The organism is uncultured Cohaesibacter sp., assembly GCF_963556055.3.
Lineage (GTDB): Bacteria > Pseudomonadota > Alphaproteobacteria > Rhizobiales > Cohaesibacteraceae > Cohaesibacter.
This window is the reverse complement of record NZ_CAUVYE020000033.1, coordinates 38,469-60,316: the sequence shown is the minus strand read 5'-3', so window position 1 is coordinate 60,316 and position 21,848 is coordinate 38,469. Positions and strand designations below refer to the sequence as shown.

Sequence of the window (21,848 nt, the reverse complement as noted above, 5' to 3'; positions counted from 1 at the left end):
TGCCGACAGAGGAGGCCAGCAGAAATCCGACTTCAAATTCAATGAGGTCATGAGTGATGCATTTCCGAGAAAGCTCAGCTCTTCTTTCTGCACCCCGCCAACATACCACCTGCATACCACATCTTCCGACACGCTCGTTATGGCATAATTCAGGGTACACTTTCGACCTCATCCGTATGACGAATTGAAATTGGTTTTAATTGGTATTCTACTTCTTATGTGGATTGGTTACCCTTTCCGTATGTCTGCCAATCCTTCGAAAAGTGAAGCTTGCGTCATCAGGCGCTAATGGGAGGAGGCTTGACTGTGACAGGAACCGACACATTTTTCATGGGCATTGATGGAGGTGGCACCAATTGTCGTGGACGATTGCGTGACCATGAAGGCGCCTTGCTGGGCGAGGCAATATGCGGCCCGGCCCTTGCCCGCAAGGGCATATTGGCTGCTCAGGAGCAGGTGGCCAATGTTGCTCGCAAAACCCTACAGGCAGCGGGATTTGGCGAGGAAGTTCTGGATCGGACCCATGTCGGGATCGGGCTGGCCGAATTGCATATCAGCACGGACAAGGAAGCCTTCCGCAACTGGGTTCATCCATTTGCATCGCTCAGCGTTTCCTGTGATGCCCATATCGCCTGCCTTGGCGGACATGCCGGTGCGCAAGATGGCGGAATCCTCATTCTGGGAACGGGAAGCTGCGGCTATGGCCTGATACGCGGTCAGTCGGTCAATGTCGGCGGCTGGGGCTTTGAATTGTCAGACATGGCCAGTTCCGCACAAATCGGCGTTCTGGCGATGCGCTACGCCCTGGCTGCGCTTGATGGCATTTACGAAGTCAGCCCGATGACCGACCACATCATGGCACTGTTTGGCGATAGTCAGGAGGAAATGGTGCTCTGGGCCAATAAGGCAACCCCGCCCGATTACGCCACCTATGGGCATCTGGTCGTTGAATTTGCTGAAAAGGAAGACCCTGTCGCGATCAAGCTGATGACCCAATGCGGCAATTTTGCTAGTCTGATGCTGCGGGCGCTCGCTTGGCGCGGCATCAATGAAATCGCTCTGATGGGCAGCTTCGCCGAATTTGTCGAACCATGGCTGGAAGCGGACGTATCGGCGCTGATCGTGCCGAGAAAATATGACGCGAGAGATGGTGCCATTCTGATGGCAGGAGGCACATTACCGCCGCTTGATCCGGCATTCGAACAGGATATGGGCCACAAGGAACGGTTCGGTCATGGTTGAGCTTTCGCGCCTGATTGAACATGTGAAGACCAAGTCAGACCTCAGCGAGCAAAATGCGACCCCGCTTTATCTGCGAATAGAGCGGGGGATCGAAAGCGCGATCATGCAGGGGCTTGTGGCGGTCAATGATGCGTTGCCAGCCGAGAGGGAGCTTGCCGCAGCGCTTGGCGTTTCACGGGTCACCGTGCGCAATTCGGTCCGCGTTCTGGTTGACAAGGGCATTCTGGTGCAACGTCACGGGGCTGGCACATTCGTGGCCGCACGCGTTGAGCGGGCACCAAACCAGATCATGGGCTTTTCCGAGGACATGCACATAAGGGGGCTTACCACCCGAGCGATCTGGCTGGACCGGTCAAGAGGCACGCCAACCCCTGAGGAATGCGAAGCTCTGGAGATCATGCCGGACAGCATCGTCAGCCGTCTTTATCGGTTGCGACTCGCGGACGAAAAGCCGATGTGTCTGGAACATGCGGTTCTGCCAGAAAGCATTCTGCCTGACCCGACCCTGATCGACAGGTCGCTCTATTCATGGCTGCAAGGGCATGATCGTCGCCCGACCCGCTGCCTGCAAACCGTCTCGGCCCGGCTGCTGGATGTTAGCCACGCCCATCTTCTGGGAGTGCCGACCGGGTCCGCCTGTCTTTATGTGGAGCGGAAATCCTATTTGTGTCAGACCGGCCTCACCAAAGCGGCTGAGCAAAGGGAGGAAACTGAAACCCAGATCCCGAAGCGCAGCAACAGCGATAGACCTGTTGAGTTTGTGCGCTCCTTTTTCCGCGGTGATCTCTACGAATATGTTTCAGAAATCAATATCTAGACCATCGACCATACTGTCTGTTCCGAAAGACTTCATGCATATCATGAGAGGATTTCATTTTCGCCATGGAGGCAGGTGTCAGAAGCGTTTATAGTGATGCTGTCTTTCCATTTGCTCTCTTGCCCAAGGACATATCACGCCCGTGAAGCAGCTTTTACTCCATGCCCGTCTGTTCGATGGCCACCAGTTTCATGCCGGCAAGGCGGTCAGCGTGGAAGAGGGGCGCATTGCCGCCATTGTCGATAATCCCTCTCAGGTCGGCGGTCATGAAACCCATGATCTGACCGGTCTTGTGCTGGCACCCGGCTTCGTCGATATTCAGGTGAATGGTGGCGGCGGCGTCATGCTCAACGGCGCAACAGATCTCAAGGGGCTTGAGCAGATAGCCGAAGCACACAGGCAGTTCGGCACGACCTCAATGCTCCCCACCCTCATCAGCGACCGCTGGGAGGCGATGGTGCATGTCGCAGAGCTGATCAAACAGGCCCATCGGCATTGGGGAGAAAACAGCTCGCTCTCAACCATCAAGGGAGTACATTTCGAAGGCCCCTATCTCAACCCACTGCGCAAGGGCGTGCATCAGGAAACCCTGTTTCGCAAACCCGAAGAGCTTGCGCTGGACTTGCTGACTCACCCTGATCTGGGAGTGCGATTGATCACTGTGGCACCGGAAAAAGTCGGCCCCACCTTCATTCGCGATCTCGTCAGCAACGGCGCACTGGTTTCAGCCGGCCATAGCGCGGCGAGCTATCAGGATATCGCTCAGGCGCTCCGGGCAGGACTTCGCGGCTTCACCCATCTGTTCAATGCGATGACGGAAATGGGAAGTCGCGAACCCGGTGTTGTCGGGGCTGCACTTGATGATGAAGAGACATGGTGCGGGATGATCGTTGACGGCTTTCACATTCACCCTGCCTCGATGCGGACAGCCATCAGGGCCAAGCCGAGGGGCAAGGTCATACTGGTCACCGACGCCATGGCATCGGTCGGCTCGGAGGACAAGAGCTTTACGCTTTATGGCAAGACAATCTTTGCCAGAGATGGCAAATGCCAGCTTGCAGACGGGACGCTGGCGGGGTCGGATCTGTCCATGATCGGGGCTGTTCGCAATGTGGTGGAGCTGCTCAACCTGCCGCTATCAGAGGCCCTGAGGATGGCCTCGAAATATCCGGCCAGCTTCATGCGGATGGATACATCGCTGGGCACCATCGCGCCGGGATATGCTGCTGATCTGGTCGCGTTCGACCCGACCAGTTGGCAGGTCAGGCACACCTGGGTCAACGGGTTCCACCGGGCCCACTGACACCGAGGCCGCATGTCGTGCCTTGGCGTCTTGGCTTCTTGGCTTCTTGGCTTCTTGGCTTCTTGGCTTCTTAAGACATTGATTCAAAGAAACTGATTCAAGTCCACGCCCTTCAGAAATTGATTCAAAGATACTGATTCAAGTTGTTTAAGCACTTTAAGAAGTGGCGATTTGTTGAGTCTTTCGAATCACTTGTGCCTGTTTGCGAAAGCGCTGCAAAAGCGCTTTCGCATAGTTGAGGCTTTGATTCAGGCAGTTCACATTTTGATTCAACGGGCGGCTTCAAGCGTCCGTCCCGCTCATTTCCAACGTCTAGAGAGCTGCCTTGATGCTCTCTTTGATCGGGGTCGTGGGGCGTCCGATCAAGTCGGACAAGGTCGATCCGTTCTTGCTCAACCAGCTGCCCTTGATGGCTGCATCAGCATCGGCGAGAACGGTCGCAAAACCCTCCGGCACACCTGCTCCGATCAAAGCATTCTTGTAGTCTTCAAATGGCATGTCGACATAGGCGATCTCTTTTGCGGACAGCTCGGCAACGACGGCAGCATAGTCGGCCATGGAGAAATCCGCATCCCCTGTCAGCTCATAGATTTTGCCCGCATGACTTTCGGCGCTGGTCAGAACCACAGCGGCGGCATCTGCGAAATCGGCACGCGAAGCGGTCGCAACGCGGCCCTCACCGGCATGCCCGATCACGGCACCATGGGCCAGAACATGGGCGAGATTCTCGGTGTAGTTTTCGCTGTACCAACCGTTGCGCAAAAGGGTGAATGGCACGCCGGATGCCTTGATCAGGGCTTCGGTTTCCTTGTGCTCGGCGGCCAGCAGAATGGGAGAGCTATCCGCTTTCAGAATGGAGGTATAGGCAAGCAGCGCCACGCCATTGGCCTTTGCTGCGTCGATGACGGCCTTGTGCTGAGCCACACGCTGACCAACGGCACTGCCCGAGATGAGGAGCAGTTTGTCAACGCCCTTGAGCGCCTCGACATAGCTTTCTGGCTGATCATAATCTGCCGCACGAACGACCACGCCCAGTTCCCTGAGGTCCTGCGCCTTTTCCGGACTGCGAACCAGCGCAAGAATGTTGCTGGCGTCCGTTTTGGCCAAAAGCGATTTGATAACAAGGTGACCGAGATGGCCGGATGCTCCGGTGATAGCAATCATTGTCTTTTCCTTTCCAGCGCCGTCTGGCGCGATCATTGTTTGACTGTCATTGACCTCTATATGCGCCTGAGGCATTGTTATCACTAGAAGGCAATTTCAGAATGATGAGTTCGGAAAATGAGTACAATAGGATTTCAGCATTTCAGACCGCTTGCGGTCTTTGTCTGTGTGGTGAATGAGGGAAGCTTCGCCGGTGCAGCCCGCTATCTGGGAACCAGCCGCTCCCGCGTTTCCGAGCAGGTCACTCAACTGGAAGCGGATCTCGGCATTCGCCTGTTGCAACGGTCAACCCGCAAGCTTTCGCTCACCGAGGAAGGTCGGCAGGTCTATGATCGTGTGCGCACCTTGCCGCGATTGCTGGAAGAAGCGGTAGAGATTGCAACACAGGAGAAACCGGCAGGGCGGGTGTCCATCACTGCCACGCAGGATGTCGGGGTCACGCATCTGCCGCCTGCCCTTCTGAGCTTCCGCAAACGCTATCCCGAAGTGCAGCTCGATATCATCCTCAGCGACGAACGGCTGGATCTGATCGCAGAGGGGATCGATCTGGGCATTCGGATAGGACTGCCTCGCGATGACAGCCTCATCGCGCGGGTGCTTTATGAGGATTCCTTCCGCCTCTTTGCCAGCCCTGACTATGTTGAACGTCACGGGATGCCGAGTGACGAAAAGGATCTGCTCGTTCACCAGTGGGTTTGCCTCTCCAAGATCAGTCCGGGCGGCATCAGTCGCCTCTATAGCGAAGGCGAAATGGTCTCGATCCATGCGCGGCACTATGAGCTTTGCAACTCCCCGCAGATGGTCATTTCCATGGCGCTTGCCGGGATGGGTCTGGCGCAGCTCTTTCCCTCTACCGTGAGGGCCGAGGTTGCCGCGGGTCGGCTGGTGCCGGTGCTGCCGCATCTGCAAGGCGAGAACATGATATTCTCTCTGGTCTATCCCTCTCGCAAACACATGCCTTTGAGGATAAGGGCGCTGATCGATCACCTGCTCGCCTATCGATTGTTCGATGCGCCTCGCGGATGATTCCGATTTCCGAAAAGCAAAACGCCCGGTCGATGACCGGGCGTTTCATGTTCAAGGACTGTCGCGTCTTCTCTAGTGGATCTGCTGAAGCAGATTGTCCAGAGAGGCTTTCGCGTCGCCGTAATACATGCGGGTGTTCTCTTTGAAGAAGAGAGGGTTCTGGATACCGGAGTAACCCGTGCCCTGACCACGCTTGGAGACGAAGACCTGTTTTGCTTTCCAGACTTCCAGAACCGGCATGCCGGCAATCGGGGAGTTTGGATCATCCTGAGCCGCCGGGTTCACGATATCGTTCGAGCCGATAACGATGACCACATCGGTTTCAGGGAAGTCTTCGTTGATTTCATCCATTTCCAGCACGATGTCATATGGAACCTTTGCTTCAGCAAGCAACACGTTCATATGGCCGGGCAGACGTCCAGCCACCGGATGGATGGCGAAGCGGACATTCTTGCCCTTGGCGCGCAGACGACGGGTCAGTTCGGCCACATTCTGCTGTGCCTGAGCAACGGCCATGCCGTAACCCGGAACGATGATGACACTGTCTGCTTCATCAAGAGCAGAAGCAACACCGTCCACGTCGATGGCAATCATTTCGCCTTCGATTTCCTGAGCCGGACCGGTGGAATTGCCGAAGCCGCCCATGATAACCGATACGAAGTGACGGTTCATTGCCTTACACATGATGTAGCTGAGGATGGCACCGGAGGAGCCAACCAGAGCACCGGTCACGATCAGAAGGTCGTTGCCAAGCAGGAAGCCGGTCGCTGCCGCTGCCCAACCGGAATAGGAGTTGAGCATGGAAACAACCACAGGCATGTCAGCCCCGCCAATCGCCATGACCATATGCACACCGATTACGAATGCGATAAGGGTCATGAGATAGAGGGTCCAGCTACCAGAGCCGCCCATATACATGATCATCAGCACAAGGCAAGCGACGACCATGGCAAGGTTGAGCAGATGGCGACCTGGCAAAGTAAGCGCCTTGCCGTCGATGCGACCATTGAGTTTGCCCCAGGCAATCACGGAACCGGTGAAGGTAATCGCACCGATGAAGACTCCAAGGAAAATCTCGATCTCATGGATGACTTCTTCAGCATGGCTGGCAAAATGATGCGCCGTGATGTCGGAGTTAATGCCGATGAAGACAGCGGCCAGACCCACGAAAGAGTGGAGCATGGCAACCAGTTCCGGCATACCGGTCATTTCAACGCGCGAAGCAACAAGAGCACCGATTACGGCAGCAATTGCGACGGCGAGGATCAGAATGATCGGGTTGGCCGCAAGCACGCTCCCAAGAGACATGTCTTGTGGGTTGATCGGACCAAAGACGGTTGCGATAACAGCGATCGCCATACCGACGATACCGAACCAGACACCCCGTTTGGCGCTTTCCTGGTCCTTCAGTCCACCCAGAGAAAGGATGAACAGGACAGTAGCCGCGATATAGGCGGCGGTTTGCAATTGAGCAGTCATTTTTACCTCCGCCTATCAGGATTTCTGGAACATTTGCAGCATGCGCCGCGTTACCATGAAACCGCCAACGATGTTAATCGAGGCGATCAGAATTGAAATGCCCGCAAGCAGCAGGACAATCCAGTTTGACGAGCCGATCTGAAGCAACGCACCAAGGACGATAATGCCCGAGATGGCGTTGGTCACGGCCATGAGTGGGGTATGCAGGGAGTGGCTGACGCCCCAGATGACCTGGAAGCCAACAAACACTGCCAACACGAACACGATGAAGTGTCCCATGAAGGCTGCCGGAGCATACATGCCGATGAGACCCATCAGGGCAGCGCCGACAACCAGCAGGGTGATCTGCTGACGTCCTGCCTTGCGGGCAGCTGCAGCTTCTTCAGCGGCAATTTCTTCGGGTGTCTTTTCAACGACATCCTTCTTGGGCTGGGCCGCGATCGCCTGAATTTTGGGAGGTGGAGGCGGGAATGTGATTTCGCCTTCGAAGGTCACCGTAGCCCCACGAATCACGTCGTCTTCCATGTCATGCACGATCTGACCATCTTTTTCAGGGGTCAGGTCGGTCATCATGTGACGGATGTTGGTGGAATACAGCTCGGAAGCCTGGGCACCCATGCGGGATGGGAAGTCGGTGTAGCCGACAATGGTCACACCATTTTCGGTGACGACCTTCTCGTCCTTGACCGTGCCTTCAACGTTGCCGCCGCGTTCCGCTGCAAGGTCAACGATGACAGAACCGGTTTTCATGGATGCGACCATGTCCGCAAGCCACAGTTTTGGAGCCGGACGGTTCGGGATCAACGCGGTGGTGATCACGATATCCATGTCGGCAGCAATCTCGCGGAATTTGGCGAGCTGGGCGTTCCGGAATTCTTCAGACTGAACAGAAGCATATCCGCCGGTAGAGGCTCCATCCTGCTGTTCTTCTTCAAAGTCCAAATAAACAAATTCTGCGCCCATGGATTCGACCTGTTCGGCCACTTCCGGACGCACGTCAAATGCATAGGTGACGGCACCAAGTGCAACAGATGTACCAATTGCGGCAAGACCGGCAACGCCAGCACCGACAATCAATACTTTTGCAGGCGGAACCTTACCGGCAGCGGTGATCTGGCCGGTGAAGAAACGACCAAAATTGTTACCAGCTTCGATAACGGCACGATAACCGGCAATGTTTGCCATGGAGGACAGAGCGTCCATTTTCTGGGCACGGGAAATACGTGGCACCATTTCCATAGCGATGACATTGGCACCGGCATTCTTGGCCGCTTCCATGCCTTCTTCATTGCCCGCCGGGTTGAAGAATGAAATCAGCGTCTTGCCTTTGACAAGATGCCTTAATTCTTCAGGCTGAGGCTGACGCACCTTGGCGACGATATCAGCAGCCTCCCACAGCGCATCGGCGTTGGGAACAATTTCAACGCCCGCTTCTGCATAGGACTGGTCCGAGAAACCGGCTAGAGCACCGGCACCACTTTCAAGAACGCAGTCGTATCCTAATTTCTGGAGCTGTTTTGCCGAAGACGGCGTCATTGCAACGCGCGCCTCTCCCTCGAACAGCTCCTTAGGTGTACCTATCTTCACGACAGACTCCCTTCTCACAAACAAAGTTATGCCCCCTCAGAGAAGAGGCAATTTACCCTCCGGCTCTTATAGTGCAGACGAAAGTAAAATTGCCAAGTCATCTTTGTGGATCAGTTGCGCATTATCCGATGCAATTCACCAGAATTCGTCCCACATCGTGGGATTTTCCCAGCAAATAGGTATATATCCATAATACAAACCCCCGATCAAACGATACTCACCCCCCTTCTCAAGGGAGTGGTTTGGCAGGTTCGGATTGCGACTTTATGCCTCGCACACTTGGCAATCGTATATAGGTATATCTGCTTATTCGAATAACAATTCTACAAAATTGATAATTGATTTTTTTCGAATGTTGCTCAAGAGGCGGGTCTTGGCGATCCAAGCGGCAAACCATTGCCGGTCTGCACAAAAATTTTCTGCGCAGACCACATTTTCTTCAATTCCTTGTGGGTAAAGGCCTTTTGCCCCATCTAATTTTCTGTATCACACTGCCTAAATTGACAATTGCACCCCTCCGAATCGCCAGTTTTCCACCATTCTAAACAAAGCGGACAAAAGGTCTCACGGCAGACAGCAAAAAAACGTCTCAGGACAAATGTAACAAGCTGCTGGCTGGTTGGGAAGGTCTTTGTCAATCCGCATAGTGGATCGTCGTGGCGCGGGCACGATTGAGAATGACGCGCACTGGAGCCTCTTCGACCAGTCCCACTTTTTGCGCTTCTCTCAAGGCGACTTTCTTGTCTTCGCCGACAATCAGAATGTGAGCCTTGCGAGCCCGCTCAAGGACAGGGGCAGTCAGGGTGAAGCGAGAATCTTCCACCTCGGGACCATTCATGACCATGACGGTTGGCGCCCAGAGGCCCAGCGCCTCGTCGATATTGTCGGCATTCGGAAATAGCGAGGCAACATGGGTGTCCAGTCCCATGCCCAGAATGCAAACATCGATGGGAAGCAGGTCGTGCAAGACCCCCATGATATCGGGCACTGCGTCATGTGGCGTTGCCGTATCATGGTGGTAAGAGTGAAACGTCGCAACGGCAGCCTTGTTCTGCATCAGCTCTTTGATCACGCGAGAGGCGTGGGAATGGTTCGCATTCTCGGGGACAAATTTCTCATCGGTCAAAATGACCGAGACACAGTCCCATTCCAGGTCCAGTTGGCTCAGGTGCCTGAAAAACTCAGTCGGGGTCTCGCCGCCGGGAACCGCTAGCGTGGCTCTTCCGCGTTTTTTGATTGCTTTGGTCAGTTCGGAAGCCACTTGCTCGGCAAGGCCGGCTGCCATACTGCCACGATCGGGATAAACTCGCGTTTCAGTCACGTTATTCTCCTGCTTATAGAGCGCACTGTCTTCCTGAACGGAAAGCTGGCCCTATTGTTGGGATTGATGCCTTTTTCTGCTCGAAAGACAGAGCGAGACAGGAAAGGCTCCTGGGCTTGGCAGGGGAGTGGTTGGAAGGTCCATGCATCTGCCAGCCTGTCAAGCCATGTCCCTTGTCGTCCGCTTTTGTTCCAGCGCGACGAATCGTCTGACATCGCTTATGCGTTTTTCATATGCATGGCTTGTTGCAGTTTTATGATTATTTGTTTCGCACGCATAAAAATATAGCAAAAACAGCGCCCCGGACCCCGAGACGCTGTTTCATGTCATTTTTCGTGATGTCTGTATTCCAATAGGTGGATAGGAAAATCCTATTGCATATCAGGGTCAAACCGCATCGCATTGATGGCACCTTCAAGGCCAAAATTGCTGTTGCGATAAAGATAGATTGGCAGATTGACGCGGAATTTCGTGTGGCGCCCACCCTGATTGAAGCCTCTGAGGAAATGGCTGTCCTGGAAGATCCATTCATTTTTCTGCAACACGCCACCGGTCAGGAAGACACCGCCATAGGCTGAAATATAAAGCGCAAGATCGCCCGCGACTGCCCCCAGATGGTGAGAGAACATCTCGATGGCCTTGACGGCCAGAAGGTTTCCTTCGGTGCGGGCGACATCGAAAATGTCGCGGGCCGACATGCCTGTCGGTTCGCGGCCGTCGAGCATTTCGAGCGCCTGCATCAGATAGGGAATACCGGTGCCGGACAGAAGGGCCTCTGCTTCAAGGGCAAGGCAAGGGCCTTCATCCATTTGTGTCTCGGGCCAAAGCTCGGCAAGTTTTGCGAAGATTTCCACTTCCTCCAGAGAGTGGGGAGCTACGCGCACATGACCACCCTCCCCTTGCAGCACTTCAGGCTGGTGTCCTGCCCAGACCTGAGTGCCAACGCCAAGGCCGGTTCCGGGACCGACAATCAGGCGTGGCTGGGTTGGAACTGGCGGAATTTGCAGGGGCTCTGGCAATTGGCCCTGAATCAGGGTCAGGTCATTGGGGTCAGCGGTTACCAGCGACCAGGCAGCGGCTTCGAAGTCATTCAGGATCCGCGCCTTCTGCGCTCCGGCAGCAACAATGATATCGGCCTGCGAGAATTGCTGATTACCCGCATTGGTCAGAGTGACATAGCCATTCTGAATGACACCGGCAGCGGCGACAACCACATAGCGCGGGGCCGAGCCGATCTTTTCAACGAAATTCCTGACAGCCTCGGTCAAATGCATGTTTGCCTTGGTGTCGTAAGTATGCTGTTCCTTGATACGGCCATCAACGCTGGCGGCCAGTCTCATGTTGGTTCCGCCCACATCGGCCACAAGATCCCACAGCATCGTCTTTCCCTTTCACAATCGGCTCATGCAAATGACATTGCCAGTTTGTCCCACGGTCCGCTCATGCAGGACCGATGCGTTCTGCATACATGGAATCGAAATTTTTTTCATCCCAAAATTAATAGTTGTTGTTGGCAAACTTCTTTTGGTGCAAAGCTGGTGCATAACGAGCAGACATTGACGCGGCAGATGCGATGTGAGCCCGGACTGCTATCAGAAAAACGGCCCAATTTTTAAGGACATAGCCAATTACCAAAGACTATTTGTTTGTATATGGAACCCTTCGCAAGCCCTGCGACCACGAGATGCACGGGGTTTTGGTCACCCGTGCCCGTAGCCTGGGCGAGGCCAGCTTTGCAGGCAAGCTCTATCATGTCAGGGATTATCCCGGCGCTATCGCATCAGACGATCCGGCAGACCGACTGGCAGGCGAGTTGTTTCTGGTCGAGGAACAGGAAGGCTTGTGGCCAAGGCTCGACGCCTATGAAGGCATCGGGCCGGCATTTGAAGAGCCTTTTGAATATGAAAGACGCAAAGTGCGTGTCCATGCGCACAACGGGGAAGAGATCGAAGCCTACATTTATCTCTATACCTATCCGGTTGAGGGGCTGGAGCAGATCCCCCACGGTGACTATTGCAAGGCGATGGCAGGCTAGAGCACGGGCTCGACCGAACTGGCGAGCCCGCTTCGACTTCTCGTCTTTGGAGTTAGCTGCTTGTGCGCGAGAGCAGAATGCCGGGTCTGGCCTTGGCGATCTGCTGGGTAACAAAACCGGCAACTATCGCCTTGACGATATCGCCCGGCACATAGATCAGAGACCCCTTGAGGCCGTGCATCATATCGACATTGGCATTCACCTTCAGCCCGACAACCCCGCAGGCATACAGCACGATGACGCAGCCGATGATCGCAGCAAGGCTAGAGACAAGAAACAGATTGCCCGCGCGGCTCTTCTCGACAATCAGACCCGTCACATAAGAGGCAAGCGGCCAGCCAACAAGGAAACCGGCGGTGGGGCCGAACAGCACGCCGAGCCCGCCACGACCACCAGAGAGAACCGGCAGACCGGCAAGGGCGATGACGACGATCAACAGCGAGGCGAGCGCACCGCGTTTGCTCCCCAAAATCGTGCCTGCGAGCATGACCCCAAGCGTCTGGGCGGTAATCGGCACACCGATCGGTGTTGGAATGGGCGGGACAAACCCGAGCGCCGCGATCAATGCAGCAAACAGAGCGATATAGGCAACCTGACGTTCCATGGTCTTTTTTCTCCCGGTTAAGACTTGTTCTTGTTTGTTGGTTGTGCGCCCTTGTGCGACCCGATCCCGCCGCGAGCGCGCAATGCTTCGGCAACATGATCGGCATCATCAAGGACATTCAGGGCGAGAGGGACAAGCAGCCGTGCGCTGCTCTTTTTGGGGCTGCGCGCCCGCCAGGCCTGATGCAAGAGTTCCGACTTTTGCAAGAAGAGCGGCGTGAAACGGACGACCAGTCCCATGGCAAAGCTGAGCGCTCTTGGTGGCAATCCGAAAAAGCGCAAGGGCTTGGCCAGCCACTCGACAACAGCCATCAAATCATCAAGACGTGACGTCATGGTGACGAGATTGGCAAATCCGATGGTGGCGAAGAGCTTGAAACTGACGAGCAGCCCTTCCTCAAGCCGCGCGGTCAGGACGAAATAGAGAAACAACAGCGCGACGAGATAGGACAGCGGTCTTAACCTGACAAGACCGATCTTGGCGAAGGCCCAGCCGGCAGAGGCATAGAGCAATGCCACCGCGATCAACCCGAACAGGGCCAGTCGCCAATCATTGACGGGAACCATGAGAAGCGAGAAGAGGCAGACCAGCAGAAGCTTTGTCTCCACCGGCCAGCGGTGCATCCAGCTTTTCGTTTCAACGGTCAGAGACAGCATCAGACTTCTCCATCCGGTTGATGGGCGCCAGTTTCGGCCAACTGCCGGGCAATATCCTGCTCATCAAGAACAAGTTCATCCCTGTCGACCAGCGCTTCCATGGCTTTGCGGTAGAGGGGAAGGATTGCCTCAGGCCTCCCGTCACCGACAATCCTGCCCTTCTCGAGCCAAAGGATGCGGTCGTAACTCTCCAGATGCTCGATATCATGGGTGACCATCAGCAGTTGCTGATCAAGCGCATCGAGCCAGCGATACAGGCGTTTGGTGGTCGGCCAGTCGAGCCCGGCAAAAGGCTCGTCCAGTATGATCACCTTTGGCTCCATCGCCAACACCGCCATCAGACAGACCAGATGCCTCTGGCCTTGCGAAAGACTGTAGGTACCGCGCTCAGCCCAGTCGGCACGACCGAATTTTTCAAGAAACTGCTTCGCTCTGCGCCGGGCGTCCTTCTTGTTGCCGATGATGTTTTCAAGACCGAAAGCGATTTCTTCCTCAACCGTCGGGAAAATGATCTGATGATCCGGATTCTGGAAGATCAGACCGATGGTTTCCATCGCGGTCTTGCGATCCTTGAACAGATCGGCACCATGGGTGAGGATCTCGCCTTCGGACGGCTCAAGCAGCCCGCAAATGAGGCGCGCGAGCGTCGATTTGCCCGACCCGTTGCGACCGATGAGGCCAATACGGCGCTCGGTCAGCGTTACGGACAGATTGCTGAAGATGGGCGTTTCATCCAGACGATGAGACAATCGAGTGATCGTAATGCCTGCCCCTTGGGCCTTGCCCTTGTTGGCATCGGCGGGGCTGTCTTTGGAAAGCTCTGGCATAGGGTCTGCTATCGGTTATCTCCGTGCTGGCAAAACAGGCTGGGCACGGTCTTAGCCAAAAACGGATGCAAAAACCAGTAGCCCGAAAGGGCACTGCGGTGCCTTTGTGGAGAACCGAATTTCGGGGCGAGCCGAGAAACCACCCCAGGCGAACAGAACGGCACAAGCCCGAGCCCGGCTGTCCTGTTTGCCTGAAGGGCATGTTTATTGCGCCAAACCCTGCGCTTCAAGGCGCTTGACGGTGATTGGCAAAAGCTCCTTGCGGTCTGCAACTTCAAGGATCAGGCGCGGTTCGGAAGGAATGTCGTTGATGGCCTTGAAAACGCCACCCCAGGGAATGTTGCCCTCTCCGGGATGCCAGTGGCGATCAGCATAGCCATCCGCGTCCTGAAGATGGACATGAGCAAGCATATCATCGGCAGCCAGCACGAAATCGGTAACCGGAGGTGCCTTGAACTGGCCATGGGCAAAGGCTGCGTGGCCGGTATCGATGGACAGCTTGAACATGTCGGAATGGATTGCCTCCGCCAGTTCCTTGCGCAGAAACGGATCAGCGTCGCCGACATTTTCGAGCACCAGACAACAGCCGATGTCCTCAGCACGCTTGACGACGGGGGCCAGTGTAGCTTGTGCGGCGGCGAAGACGGCGGCTTTCATGTAACCGAAATTCAGCCAATTGAGGGAATGGAAATAGTTGAACGGACTATGGATGACCATATGGCTCGCGCCGAGCTTCTCGCATTTCACCAGAGCGTCAAGATAGCGCTTGGTGATGACATCCTGCACGAGCGGATCATCGGAGGACAGATCCAGCCCGAAAAAGGGACCGTGAATGCCGAAGGTACCCTTATAGCCATCGAGCAGGCTCTTGTAGGATGTGATCAGTTCATCCTGATCATCCCCTTGAGCCTCAACCGGCGAGAAGTCCTGCAATTCGAGGCAGCGGTCCTTTTCAAGGATCCAGTCCTTGAGAGATGTCACTTGAGTAAAATTGAGGGCAGCGCCCAAAACCGGCAAGTCAGACATGAGTTCATCCAATCGTCTTTTATTGTTGGTGGCTGGTTGGCAGCCCGAATCGGGCCATTTGCGCTATTTGATACCGGCTCTCATGAAGCTTTGAACAAACTGACGCTGGAAAAGAAGGAAACCAACAAGAAGCGGCCCCGAGGTCATCAGGGTGGCAGCGTTGATTACCGACCACTCGACGCCGGATTCGGTCATGGAGAAGACCGACAGACCAACCGTCAAGGGTCGGGTCTCAACAGAGTTGGTAACGATCAAGGGCCACAGGAAATCATTCCAGTGCGCGGAAACAGATACAAGGCCAAAGGCAAGATAGGTCGGCTTGGCAAGGGGAATATAGACCCGCCACAAGGTTCCGAGCAGCCCTTCCCCTTCGATACGGGCGGCATCATCCAGCTCTTTGGGAATCGTCATGAAGGTCTGGCGCAGCAGGAAAATACAGAAGCCCGAGGCGAAATAGGGAAGCCCGATTGCAAGGATCGAGTCGACCAAGCCCAGCATGCTCATGGTTTCATAGTTCTTGACCAGCAGGATGTCGGGCGTGACCATCAATTGCAGTAGTACGAGCGTGAACAGGATATTCTTGCCGGGAAATCTGAGGCGCGCGAAAGCGTAGGCGGCAAATGTGCTCAGGACAAGTTGCACGGACAGGGTCATGAACACCATGATCATGGTGTTGAGAAAATAACGGGCAAACGGTGCCTGCGCCCAGGCTTTGGGGAAATTGGCAAGGGTCAGCGGCGCGGTCAGCGTGAAATGGGTTTCATATGCGGAAGGGTGGAAGGCCGTCCAGACTGCATAGAGCAGCGGCAAAATCCAGAGGATGGCAAGCAGCCAGGCCCCCAGCGTCATCAGCCAGCGATCAAGGCGAGCGGCAAATGTATAGTCTTGAGCAGTCATTTGTAATGCACCTTGCGATCGAGCCAGAAGAATTGTCCAATCGCCAACAGCGAGAGAACGAATAGGATGACAACGGTCATAGCGCTTGCCGAGGCAGTATCCCAATATTCGAAGGCCACCTCATAGATGTGAAACAGCAACAGACGGGATGCATTGGCGGGGCCCCCAAGGGTCATGATGAAGATATGATCGATGAGGCGCACCGAATTGATGATGGCGTTGACCATGATGAACAACGTGGTCGGCATGATGAGCGGCAGGGTGACACGGCGGAAGAAGGTCCAGCGCCCGGCCCCTTCAAGGCTTGCGGCCTCGCGCAGCTGAACGGGGATCGTCTGTAGTGCCGCGAGATAGAAAATCATGAAGAAACCCGCATTTTTCCATACAGCGACAACGATCACGGTAAAGAGCACCGAGTCTGTGTTGCCCAGCCAGTTTTGCGCAGCAAAGCCGAACAGTGAGCGGATCTGGTCGATGAGACCGAAACTCGGCGTGTAGAAGAACAGCCAGATATTGCCCACCGCAATCATTGGCAGCACAGTTGGCGTGAAATAGGCCATGCGCAGGAAGCTCAAGCCCTTCATCCTGTTATGAACGAAGAGCGCCATGATCAGCGCCAGAATGATAGAGGCCGGAATCGTGATGGCCGAGTAGATCACATTGTTGATGGCGGAACGGATGAAGACATTGTCTTCGAGTAGGTAGCGATAATTCTCGATGCCGACAAACCGTGCCGGCCGACGTCCGGTCGGTGTTGAGAAAAAGCTGCTGATGACGGTCTCGACGGCTGGAATATGGGTAAAGCCCATGAGCAGCACCATCGCGGGCAGCAAAAGCAGCAGAGCATATATCCATTCGCGTCTCATCGAAGCCTCGCAATCGAAATGAAAGGGACGCGAGGGGAGAAAGCCCCCCTCGCAAGCAATCCGTCTGGATTAACGGTAGTTTTTCAGAACGCGGTCAGCTTTTTTCTGGGCTTCGGCCAGAGCATCTGCCGGGCTTTTCTCGCCAGCAAGAGCAGCGTGGATCGCATCGTTCAGGAAGTTGGTCACTTTCTGGTTGTCGTAGGTGGACAGCTCTGCAACGGCATATTCGAGCTGGTCACGGGCAACGGCAGCCTGAGGAACTTCTTTTGCATAGGCTTTCATGGCTTCGGTTTCCCAAGCCGCAGGGCTTGGAGCCACATAGCCGGTCGCGATGGACCAGACGGCAGCCTGTTCCGGCTCGGACATCCATTTCACGAAGTCAACAGCTGCGGCTTTCTGTTCTTCAGAGGCATCCTTGAACAGAACGAAGTTGCCGCCACCGGTCGGTGCGCCGTAACGTTCGTGTTTTGGCAGGAAGCCAACACCAAAGTCGAAAGGAGCGTTGGTGCGGATGTTGGTCAGGTTACCAGTGGTGGTCCAGATCATGGCAGCTTCACGCTCGAAGAAAGCTTTCGGTGTTGCAGACCAGGCGGTCACGCCTTCTTCCATGATCTTTTCTTCCTTGGCCATTTTGACCAGGAATTCGAGAGCTTCGACAACCTTTGGATTGTCAAAATCGGTCTCGTTGCCTTCAGCGTTGGCAAGGATTGCGCCGGCTGGCGTGGACAGACCCTGGAACAGCCAGTATGGGAAGCCATCCAGCGGAATGCGCAGGCCCCACTGAGTGACGTTGCCATTGTCGTCCTTTTTGGTCAGCTTATGGCCATATTCAACCATTTCTTCCCAGGTTGCTGGTGCTTTTTCCGGGTCGAGACCGGCTTCCTTGAAGGCTTCCTTGTTCCAGTACATGACAGGCGTGGAGCGCTGGAAGGGAATGCCGTAGGTTTTGCCACCGGTCTGGCTGTTCAGCATGAAGGCAGGGTAGAAGGAACCGAACCATTCCTTGCCTTCCTCTTCAGAAACGAAATCATCGAAAGGCTCAATCAGATCCTGATCGATGAGCGTATACATGTCGGTGGACAGCAGAACCGAGAGCTGGGGCGCCTTGCCGCCGCGGGATGCGGTGATGGCTTTGGTGAGCGCATCGGTGTAGGAACCGGCATAGATCGCATCGATCTTCACATCATCGTGGTTTTTGACATATTCTTCGGTCAGGGCCTGAATGGTGTCAGCTGCTTTGCCACCAACGGAAACCGGGAAGTAGAATTGCAGATCAACAGCCAGAGCTGGCATGGAGACTGCGGACAGAAGGGCTGCAACTGTTGCAGATTTCAAGAATTTGGAAGCCATGTCTATGGACCTTCTAATGGTATGTGACTGTGACAATGGGTTTGGTTAGGAACCGAGGCGGAAGCGCCTCAGTCGGTTTTGAGATTTATGAGACGGGCACCTGTTGCCTTGTCGAACAAGGCCAAATCCTCAGATGCGAAGGAAAGCGCAATTTCCGAACCGGGCGTGAAGTCTTCGCGCCCGGAGGTGCGGACGGTGATCAGTTCGCCATCAATCTTGCAGTCGAGCATGGTGTCGGCACCCAGATATTCCACCGCTGAAACAATGGCCTTGAGCGCACCCTCGCTTGCGGGCCGAACCGCCTCGGGACGTAGACCGACCAGCAGCTTTGTGTCGGCGTCCCGTTCCAGTTGCTGGCCCATGTCTCCCAGAACCGACGCCTCGAACAGGCTCATCGGAGGCGTGCCGATGAAGCGGGCGGCAAAGATCGTTCGCGGAGTTTCATAAAGGGAGCGCGGGGTGTCGATCTGCTCGACCTGTCCCTGATTGAGCAGCACGACCTGATCGGCCATGGTGATGGCTTCGGCCTGATCATGGGTCACATAGACCATGGTGAAACCGAGTTTCTGTTGCAGGGCGCGCAGCTCCATGCGCATTTCATGGCGCAGTTTGGCATCGAGATTGGAAAGCGGCTCGTCCATGAGACAAATGGACCGTTCAGCGATGACAGCGCGGGCAAGCGCAACGCGCTGCTGCTGACCACCGGAAAGCTCTCCAGGCTTACGATCCAGCAATTGTTCAAGGCCCATGAGTTCGGCAACCGCCTGAAGTTTCTCGGCTCTGGCCTTTTTCGGCTCACGCCGGGTTTTCAGGCCGAATATGATATTCTCGGCGACATTGAGATGGGGAAACAAGGCATAGGACTGGAACACCATCGACAGATCGCGCTTGTCCGGCGGGCGTCGCGTTACGTCTTCCTTGCCAATCTTGACGGTCCCCTCGGTCGCCGTTTCCAGCCCGGCGATGATCCGCAGCAATGTCGACTTTCCGCAGCCGGAGGGGCCGAGCAAGGCCGTAAAGGATCCTGCTGGTATGGAGATATTGACCTGATCGAGAGCCCTGGTCTGATCCCAGTGTTTCGAGATGTCATGCAGCTCGATGGAACGGCCATGATGGGACGGATGAACAGCGTTCATGACTTGCCCTCCTTTTGGGCTGCGAGGCCGGGCAGATCGTCCGCCTCTTGCGAGGTCGCCGAGGCGATGACGAGTCGCGCCTGACCAAGTGTGTCCTCAAGATCCACAGGGATGGGCCGGTCGCAGAAAATGCTCGTAACATCAGAGAGATGCCCGCCCCGCACATGAGCAGGGCGTCCGAATTTTGAGAAATCCATGACAAGAAAGGATGTGCGGCAGTTCTTGAGGATCGAGCGTCGCGCCCCGACCTCGGATTCGGAAAAGTCCAGCAGACCGCCATCCAGCGTCACCCCGGCGACACCGAAAATGCCGAAGTCAACTTCAAAGCGATCAAAGAAGGCCTCGACCTCCAGCCCCAGAATGTCCCGATCACCGGGGCGCACCGAACCACCAGCGATGGTCACGGACCAGTCATGACGTTCGCTTGCCTGCATGGCAACATTCAGATTGTTGGTGAAGATCTTGAGGTTCGCCTTTTCCTGAAGGGCCTCGATGACCATTTCCGGAGTGGTACCGATGGACAGGGCAATTGTGCTGCCATCGGGAATATATTGTGCGACTTCGCGGGCGATCTGACGCTTTGCCGCGACATTCATTATCCGGCGTTTGGCATAAAGCAGGTTGCCGCTAACCGGCGGTGGCTCGACCCCGCCCCAGACGCGGCGCAGCTCACCAAGCTCGCACAAGGCATTGACATCGCGGCGAATGGTCTGGGTCGATACCTCGAAATGCTCCGACAGAGCTTCGATTGCCGAAAACCCATTCTCGGTGACCTTTCGAATGATCTCCATTTGACGATCACTATAGTGCTTCATGCCCGTTTACCGTTTCCGAATTATTCGTGTCTGATGCCTTGAAGCCCCGATTGCGCACAATGGCTCGGCATTGGCCACACTCTCTGGACGTCAGAGCAAAATCCCTCGCCAACCCTGTTGCCGGCCGTTTCGGCTTGATGCGTGAATTCGGAGGAATGATCTGAATTTTCGGAGACGTTAAGAAACAATTATTTCAGCTATTTGAACGTTATGTGACATTCAAATGAAATCCAAAATGAACATCGATAATTTTTCAAATTTCCGTATCTACTTGTTTTTACTCATCATTGTTGTATTTCTGATTTTCTATGCAGCTTTCAAATGAACATCAACGCCGCAAATGAACATGGCGCATTTGTGACAGCCGCAAAGAGCCTCTCAACACGGTGCACGCGCCTTCGAACCCCTCGTATTGCCAGCCCAGTCGATGGGGCGCACTCAGCCGAGCATGGGGGTGGAAGAGCGACGTCCGTTCTGGACATTTCACACCAAAACGAACTCTCTCTTCGGGGCATTTTTGGAATTATTACCAACAAAGAGTGATAACCTCCATTCACCGACCGGGATGGAGGCAAAATGCGCGCACTTTGTGCGGATTTTCGTGGTTTTTCAGCGAAGAGTCGTCGTTTTATTATCATTCTGTCATCTTCGAACGGCATAGTCGCGCGACTTGCAGACCGATGTTTCACACAAAGTGACGGTTTGCGATTCACCAGTTTGATTTGACCCAGACGACAGGCGACCTGCGAGGAACAATGCGCAACTCGTTCAGCCATCGGGAAGAGTCCGAATTCGGGAGGGAATTGCGTGAACAAGAATCCTGAGATGCTGAAATTCATTCACATGACGGACTGTCATGTGGCTGGCAATGACCAGACCGTCTATGGAGAGCGCCCTTCAACCAAATTGCGTGCGGCGATCGACAGCATAAACAGGGATCACGAAGATGCTGATTTTGTTGTCATTACCGGCGATCTGACCCACCATGGAGACGATGCGGCCTATGAGAATTTTGCACGAGAGTTGCGGCGCCTTGTGATTCCGTCTCATCTTCTCATGGGCAATCATGACGATACACGCACTTTCCGGTTCCATTTTCCCGAAGCCCAAAGATGCGATTGCGGTTTCATACAGGGCTCAAAGCGGACGCCTTACGGGCTGTGCCTGTTTCTGGATACCAGTCACAAGGGCAGCTCCGCTGGTCGCTATTGCGAAGAGCGGAGCAAGTGGCTTTCAGGGGTTTTGGGCGCAACCGATGGGCCGGTGATGCTTTTCATGCACCACCCGCCTTTCAAAATCGGCATTCCGGATACAGACGACAGCAAGCTTGAGGATGCCGAGGCCTTTTGGGAGATCGTTGAGCCGCACAAGGATCGGATCCGGCACATCTTTGTCGGTCATGCCCACAGGGTGGTGTTTGGCAACTGGCGCGGGATATCGGTCTCCTGCATGCGCGGGCTCAACCATCAGGTCTCGCTCGAACTGCTGCGTTCCGGCAGCGGTCAGCATGGCAATTTCGAAGCCCCTGCCTATGGCATCGTTCTGGCCAACTCGGATCAGGTGATGATCCATATGCATGATTTCACAGACCGTTCGGAACGCTTTGTGTTCTAGGGGGCAGAAGGTCAATTGCATAAAGCAAAAAGCCCGCGTGAGGCGGGCTTTCTTTTCGGCTGATCCATTACCGTTGTATTTTC

General features: G+C 55.1%; 20 protein-coding genes. 6 read left to right on the top strand and 14 right to left on the bottom strand.

Features of this window, described 5'->3' with window-relative positions; translation table 11 throughout:
* Nucleotides 1–306: 306 nt before the first annotated feature.
* From ACHZB8_RS22085 to nagA, 3 genes are all read left to right on the top strand, one after another.
* The gene (locus tag ACHZB8_RS22085) at nucleotides 307–1,242 is read left to right on the top strand and encodes a BadF/BadG/BcrA/BcrD ATPase family protein (protein ID WP_316863491.1); all 936 of its coding nucleotides are present in this window, start codon (nucleotides 307–309) and stop codon (nucleotides 1,240–1,242) included.
* Nucleotides 1,235–2,059 carry a GntR family transcriptional regulator gene (locus ACHZB8_RS22080; protein ID WP_316863490.1) on the top strand — a complete coding sequence of 275 codons (825 nt, stop codon included), beginning with the start codon at nucleotides 1,235–1,237 and terminating at the stop codon, nucleotides 2,057–2,059. Before ACHZB8_RS22085 ends, ACHZB8_RS22080 begins: the two co-directional genes overlap by 8 nt.
* 142 nt (nucleotides 2,060–2,201) lie before the next feature.
* A complete protein-coding gene (nagA, locus tag ACHZB8_RS22075; protein WP_316863488.1) occupies nucleotides 2,202–3,362 on the top strand; it encodes an N-acetylglucosamine-6-phosphate deacetylase in 1,161 nt (386 codons plus the stop codon).
* A gap of 312 nt (nucleotides 3,363–3,674) precedes the next feature.
* Here nagA and ACHZB8_RS22070 read toward each other — a convergent pair whose 3' ends face one another.
* Complete coding sequence (locus ACHZB8_RS22070; RefSeq protein ID WP_316863486.1) at nucleotides 3,675–4,526, bottom strand: SDR family oxidoreductase; 852 nt, start codon at nucleotides 4,524–4,526, stop codon at nucleotides 3,675–3,677.
* 117 nt (nucleotides 4,527–4,643) lie between these two features.
* Between ACHZB8_RS22070 and ACHZB8_RS22065 the strand changes: the two genes are divergently transcribed.
* Nucleotides 4,644–5,552 carry a LysR family transcriptional regulator gene (locus tag ACHZB8_RS22065; protein WP_316863485.1) on the top strand — a complete coding sequence of 303 codons (909 nt, stop codon included), beginning with the start codon at nucleotides 4,644–4,646 and terminating at the stop codon, nucleotides 5,550–5,552.
* 72 nt (nucleotides 5,553–5,624) lie between these two features.
* Here ACHZB8_RS22065 and pntB read toward each other — a convergent pair whose 3' ends face one another.
* From pntB to ACHZB8_RS22045, 4 genes are all read right to left on the bottom strand, one after another.
* Nucleotides 5,625–7,031 carry a Re/Si-specific NAD(P)(+) transhydrogenase subunit beta gene (pntB, locus tag ACHZB8_RS22060; protein ID WP_316863484.1) on the bottom strand — a complete coding sequence of 469 codons (1,407 nt, stop codon included), beginning with the start codon at nucleotides 7,029–7,031 and terminating at the stop codon, nucleotides 5,625–5,627.
* A gap of 15 nt (nucleotides 7,032–7,046) precedes the next feature.
* The gene (locus ACHZB8_RS22055; RefSeq protein WP_316863483.1) at nucleotides 7,047–8,618 is read right to left on the bottom strand and encodes a Re/Si-specific NAD(P)(+) transhydrogenase subunit alpha; all 1,572 of its coding nucleotides are present in this window, start codon (nucleotides 8,616–8,618) and stop codon (nucleotides 7,047–7,049) included.
* A gap of 634 nt (nucleotides 8,619–9,252) precedes the next feature.
* Complete coding sequence (pgl, locus tag ACHZB8_RS22050) at nucleotides 9,253–9,939, bottom strand: 6-phosphogluconolactonase (RefSeq protein WP_316863482.1); 687 nt, start codon at nucleotides 9,937–9,939, stop codon at nucleotides 9,253–9,255.
* A 371-nt stretch (nucleotides 9,940–10,310) separates the two neighbouring features.
* Nucleotides 10,311–11,318 carry a glucokinase gene (locus ACHZB8_RS22045; protein WP_316863481.1) on the bottom strand — a complete coding sequence of 336 codons (1,008 nt, stop codon included), beginning with the start codon at nucleotides 11,316–11,318 and terminating at the stop codon, nucleotides 10,311–10,313.
* Between the two features lie 263 nt (nucleotides 11,319–11,581).
* Here ACHZB8_RS22045 and ACHZB8_RS22040 point away from each other — a divergent pair, with 263 nt between their 5' ends.
* Nucleotides 11,582–11,974, top strand: coding sequence for a gamma-glutamylcyclotransferase family protein (locus tag ACHZB8_RS22040; RefSeq protein WP_316863479.1), 393 nt, complete (start codon nucleotides 11,582–11,584; stop codon nucleotides 11,972–11,974).
* A 52-nt stretch (nucleotides 11,975–12,026) separates the two neighbouring features.
* On the opposite strand, the gene ACHZB8_RS22035 is transcribed toward ACHZB8_RS22040, so the two are convergent.
* The 9 genes from ACHZB8_RS22035 to ACHZB8_RS21995 all read right to left on the bottom strand — a co-directional run bounded on the left by ACHZB8_RS22035 (nucleotide 12,027) and on the right by ACHZB8_RS21995 (nucleotide 20,151).
* Nucleotides 12,027–12,578, bottom strand: coding sequence for a biotin transporter BioY (locus tag ACHZB8_RS22035; RefSeq protein WP_316863478.1), 552 nt, complete (start codon nucleotides 12,576–12,578; stop codon nucleotides 12,027–12,029).
* 17 nt (nucleotides 12,579–12,595) lie between these two features.
* Nucleotides 12,596–13,234: an energy-coupling factor transporter transmembrane protein EcfT gene (locus ACHZB8_RS22030; protein WP_316863477.1), complete on the bottom strand. Its 639-nt coding sequence runs from the start codon at nucleotides 13,232–13,234 to the stop codon at nucleotides 12,596–12,598.
* On the bottom strand, nucleotides 13,234–14,061 hold the full coding sequence (locus tag ACHZB8_RS22025; RefSeq protein WP_316863476.1) for an ABC transporter ATP-binding protein: 828 nt from the start codon (nucleotides 14,059–14,061) through the stop codon (nucleotides 13,234–13,236). Before ACHZB8_RS22025 ends, ACHZB8_RS22030 begins: the two co-directional genes overlap by 1 nt.
* Nucleotides 14,062–14,265: 204 nt before the next feature.
* On the bottom strand, nucleotides 14,266–15,087 hold the full coding sequence (locus ACHZB8_RS22020) for a TIM barrel protein (protein ID WP_316863475.1): 822 nt from the start codon (nucleotides 15,085–15,087) through the stop codon (nucleotides 14,266–14,268).
* 63 nt (nucleotides 15,088–15,150) lie between these two features.
* A complete protein-coding gene (locus ACHZB8_RS22015) occupies nucleotides 15,151–15,984 on the bottom strand; it encodes a carbohydrate ABC transporter permease (RefSeq protein ID WP_316863474.1) in 834 nt (277 codons plus the stop codon).
* Nucleotides 15,981–16,850, bottom strand: coding sequence for a sugar ABC transporter permease (locus ACHZB8_RS22010; protein ID WP_316863472.1), 870 nt, complete (start codon nucleotides 16,848–16,850; stop codon nucleotides 15,981–15,983). The genes ACHZB8_RS22015 and ACHZB8_RS22010 overlap by 4 nt, the downstream gene beginning before the upstream one ends.
* Before the next feature lie 69 nt (nucleotides 16,851–16,919).
* Complete coding sequence (locus ACHZB8_RS22005) at nucleotides 16,920–18,200, bottom strand: ABC transporter substrate-binding protein (RefSeq protein ID WP_316863471.1); 1,281 nt, start codon at nucleotides 18,198–18,200, stop codon at nucleotides 16,920–16,922.
* Nucleotides 18,201–18,268: 68 nt separating this feature from the next.
* Nucleotides 18,269–19,336, bottom strand: coding sequence for an ABC transporter ATP-binding protein (locus ACHZB8_RS22000; RefSeq protein ID WP_316863469.1), 1,068 nt, complete (start codon nucleotides 19,334–19,336; stop codon nucleotides 18,269–18,271).
* Entirely contained in the window at nucleotides 19,333–20,151 is an 819-nt protein-coding gene (locus ACHZB8_RS21995) for a DeoR/GlpR family DNA-binding transcription regulator (RefSeq protein ID WP_316863467.1), read from the bottom strand. Before ACHZB8_RS21995 ends, ACHZB8_RS22000 begins: the two co-directional genes overlap by 4 nt.
* A gap of 807 nt (nucleotides 20,152–20,958) precedes the next feature.
* Between ACHZB8_RS21995 and ACHZB8_RS21990 the strand changes: the two genes are divergently transcribed.
* Complete coding sequence (locus tag ACHZB8_RS21990) at nucleotides 20,959–21,765, top strand: metallophosphoesterase (protein ID WP_316863466.1); 807 nt, start codon at nucleotides 20,959–20,961, stop codon at nucleotides 21,763–21,765.
* The last annotated feature ends 83 nt before the right edge of the window (nucleotides 21,766–21,848 follow it).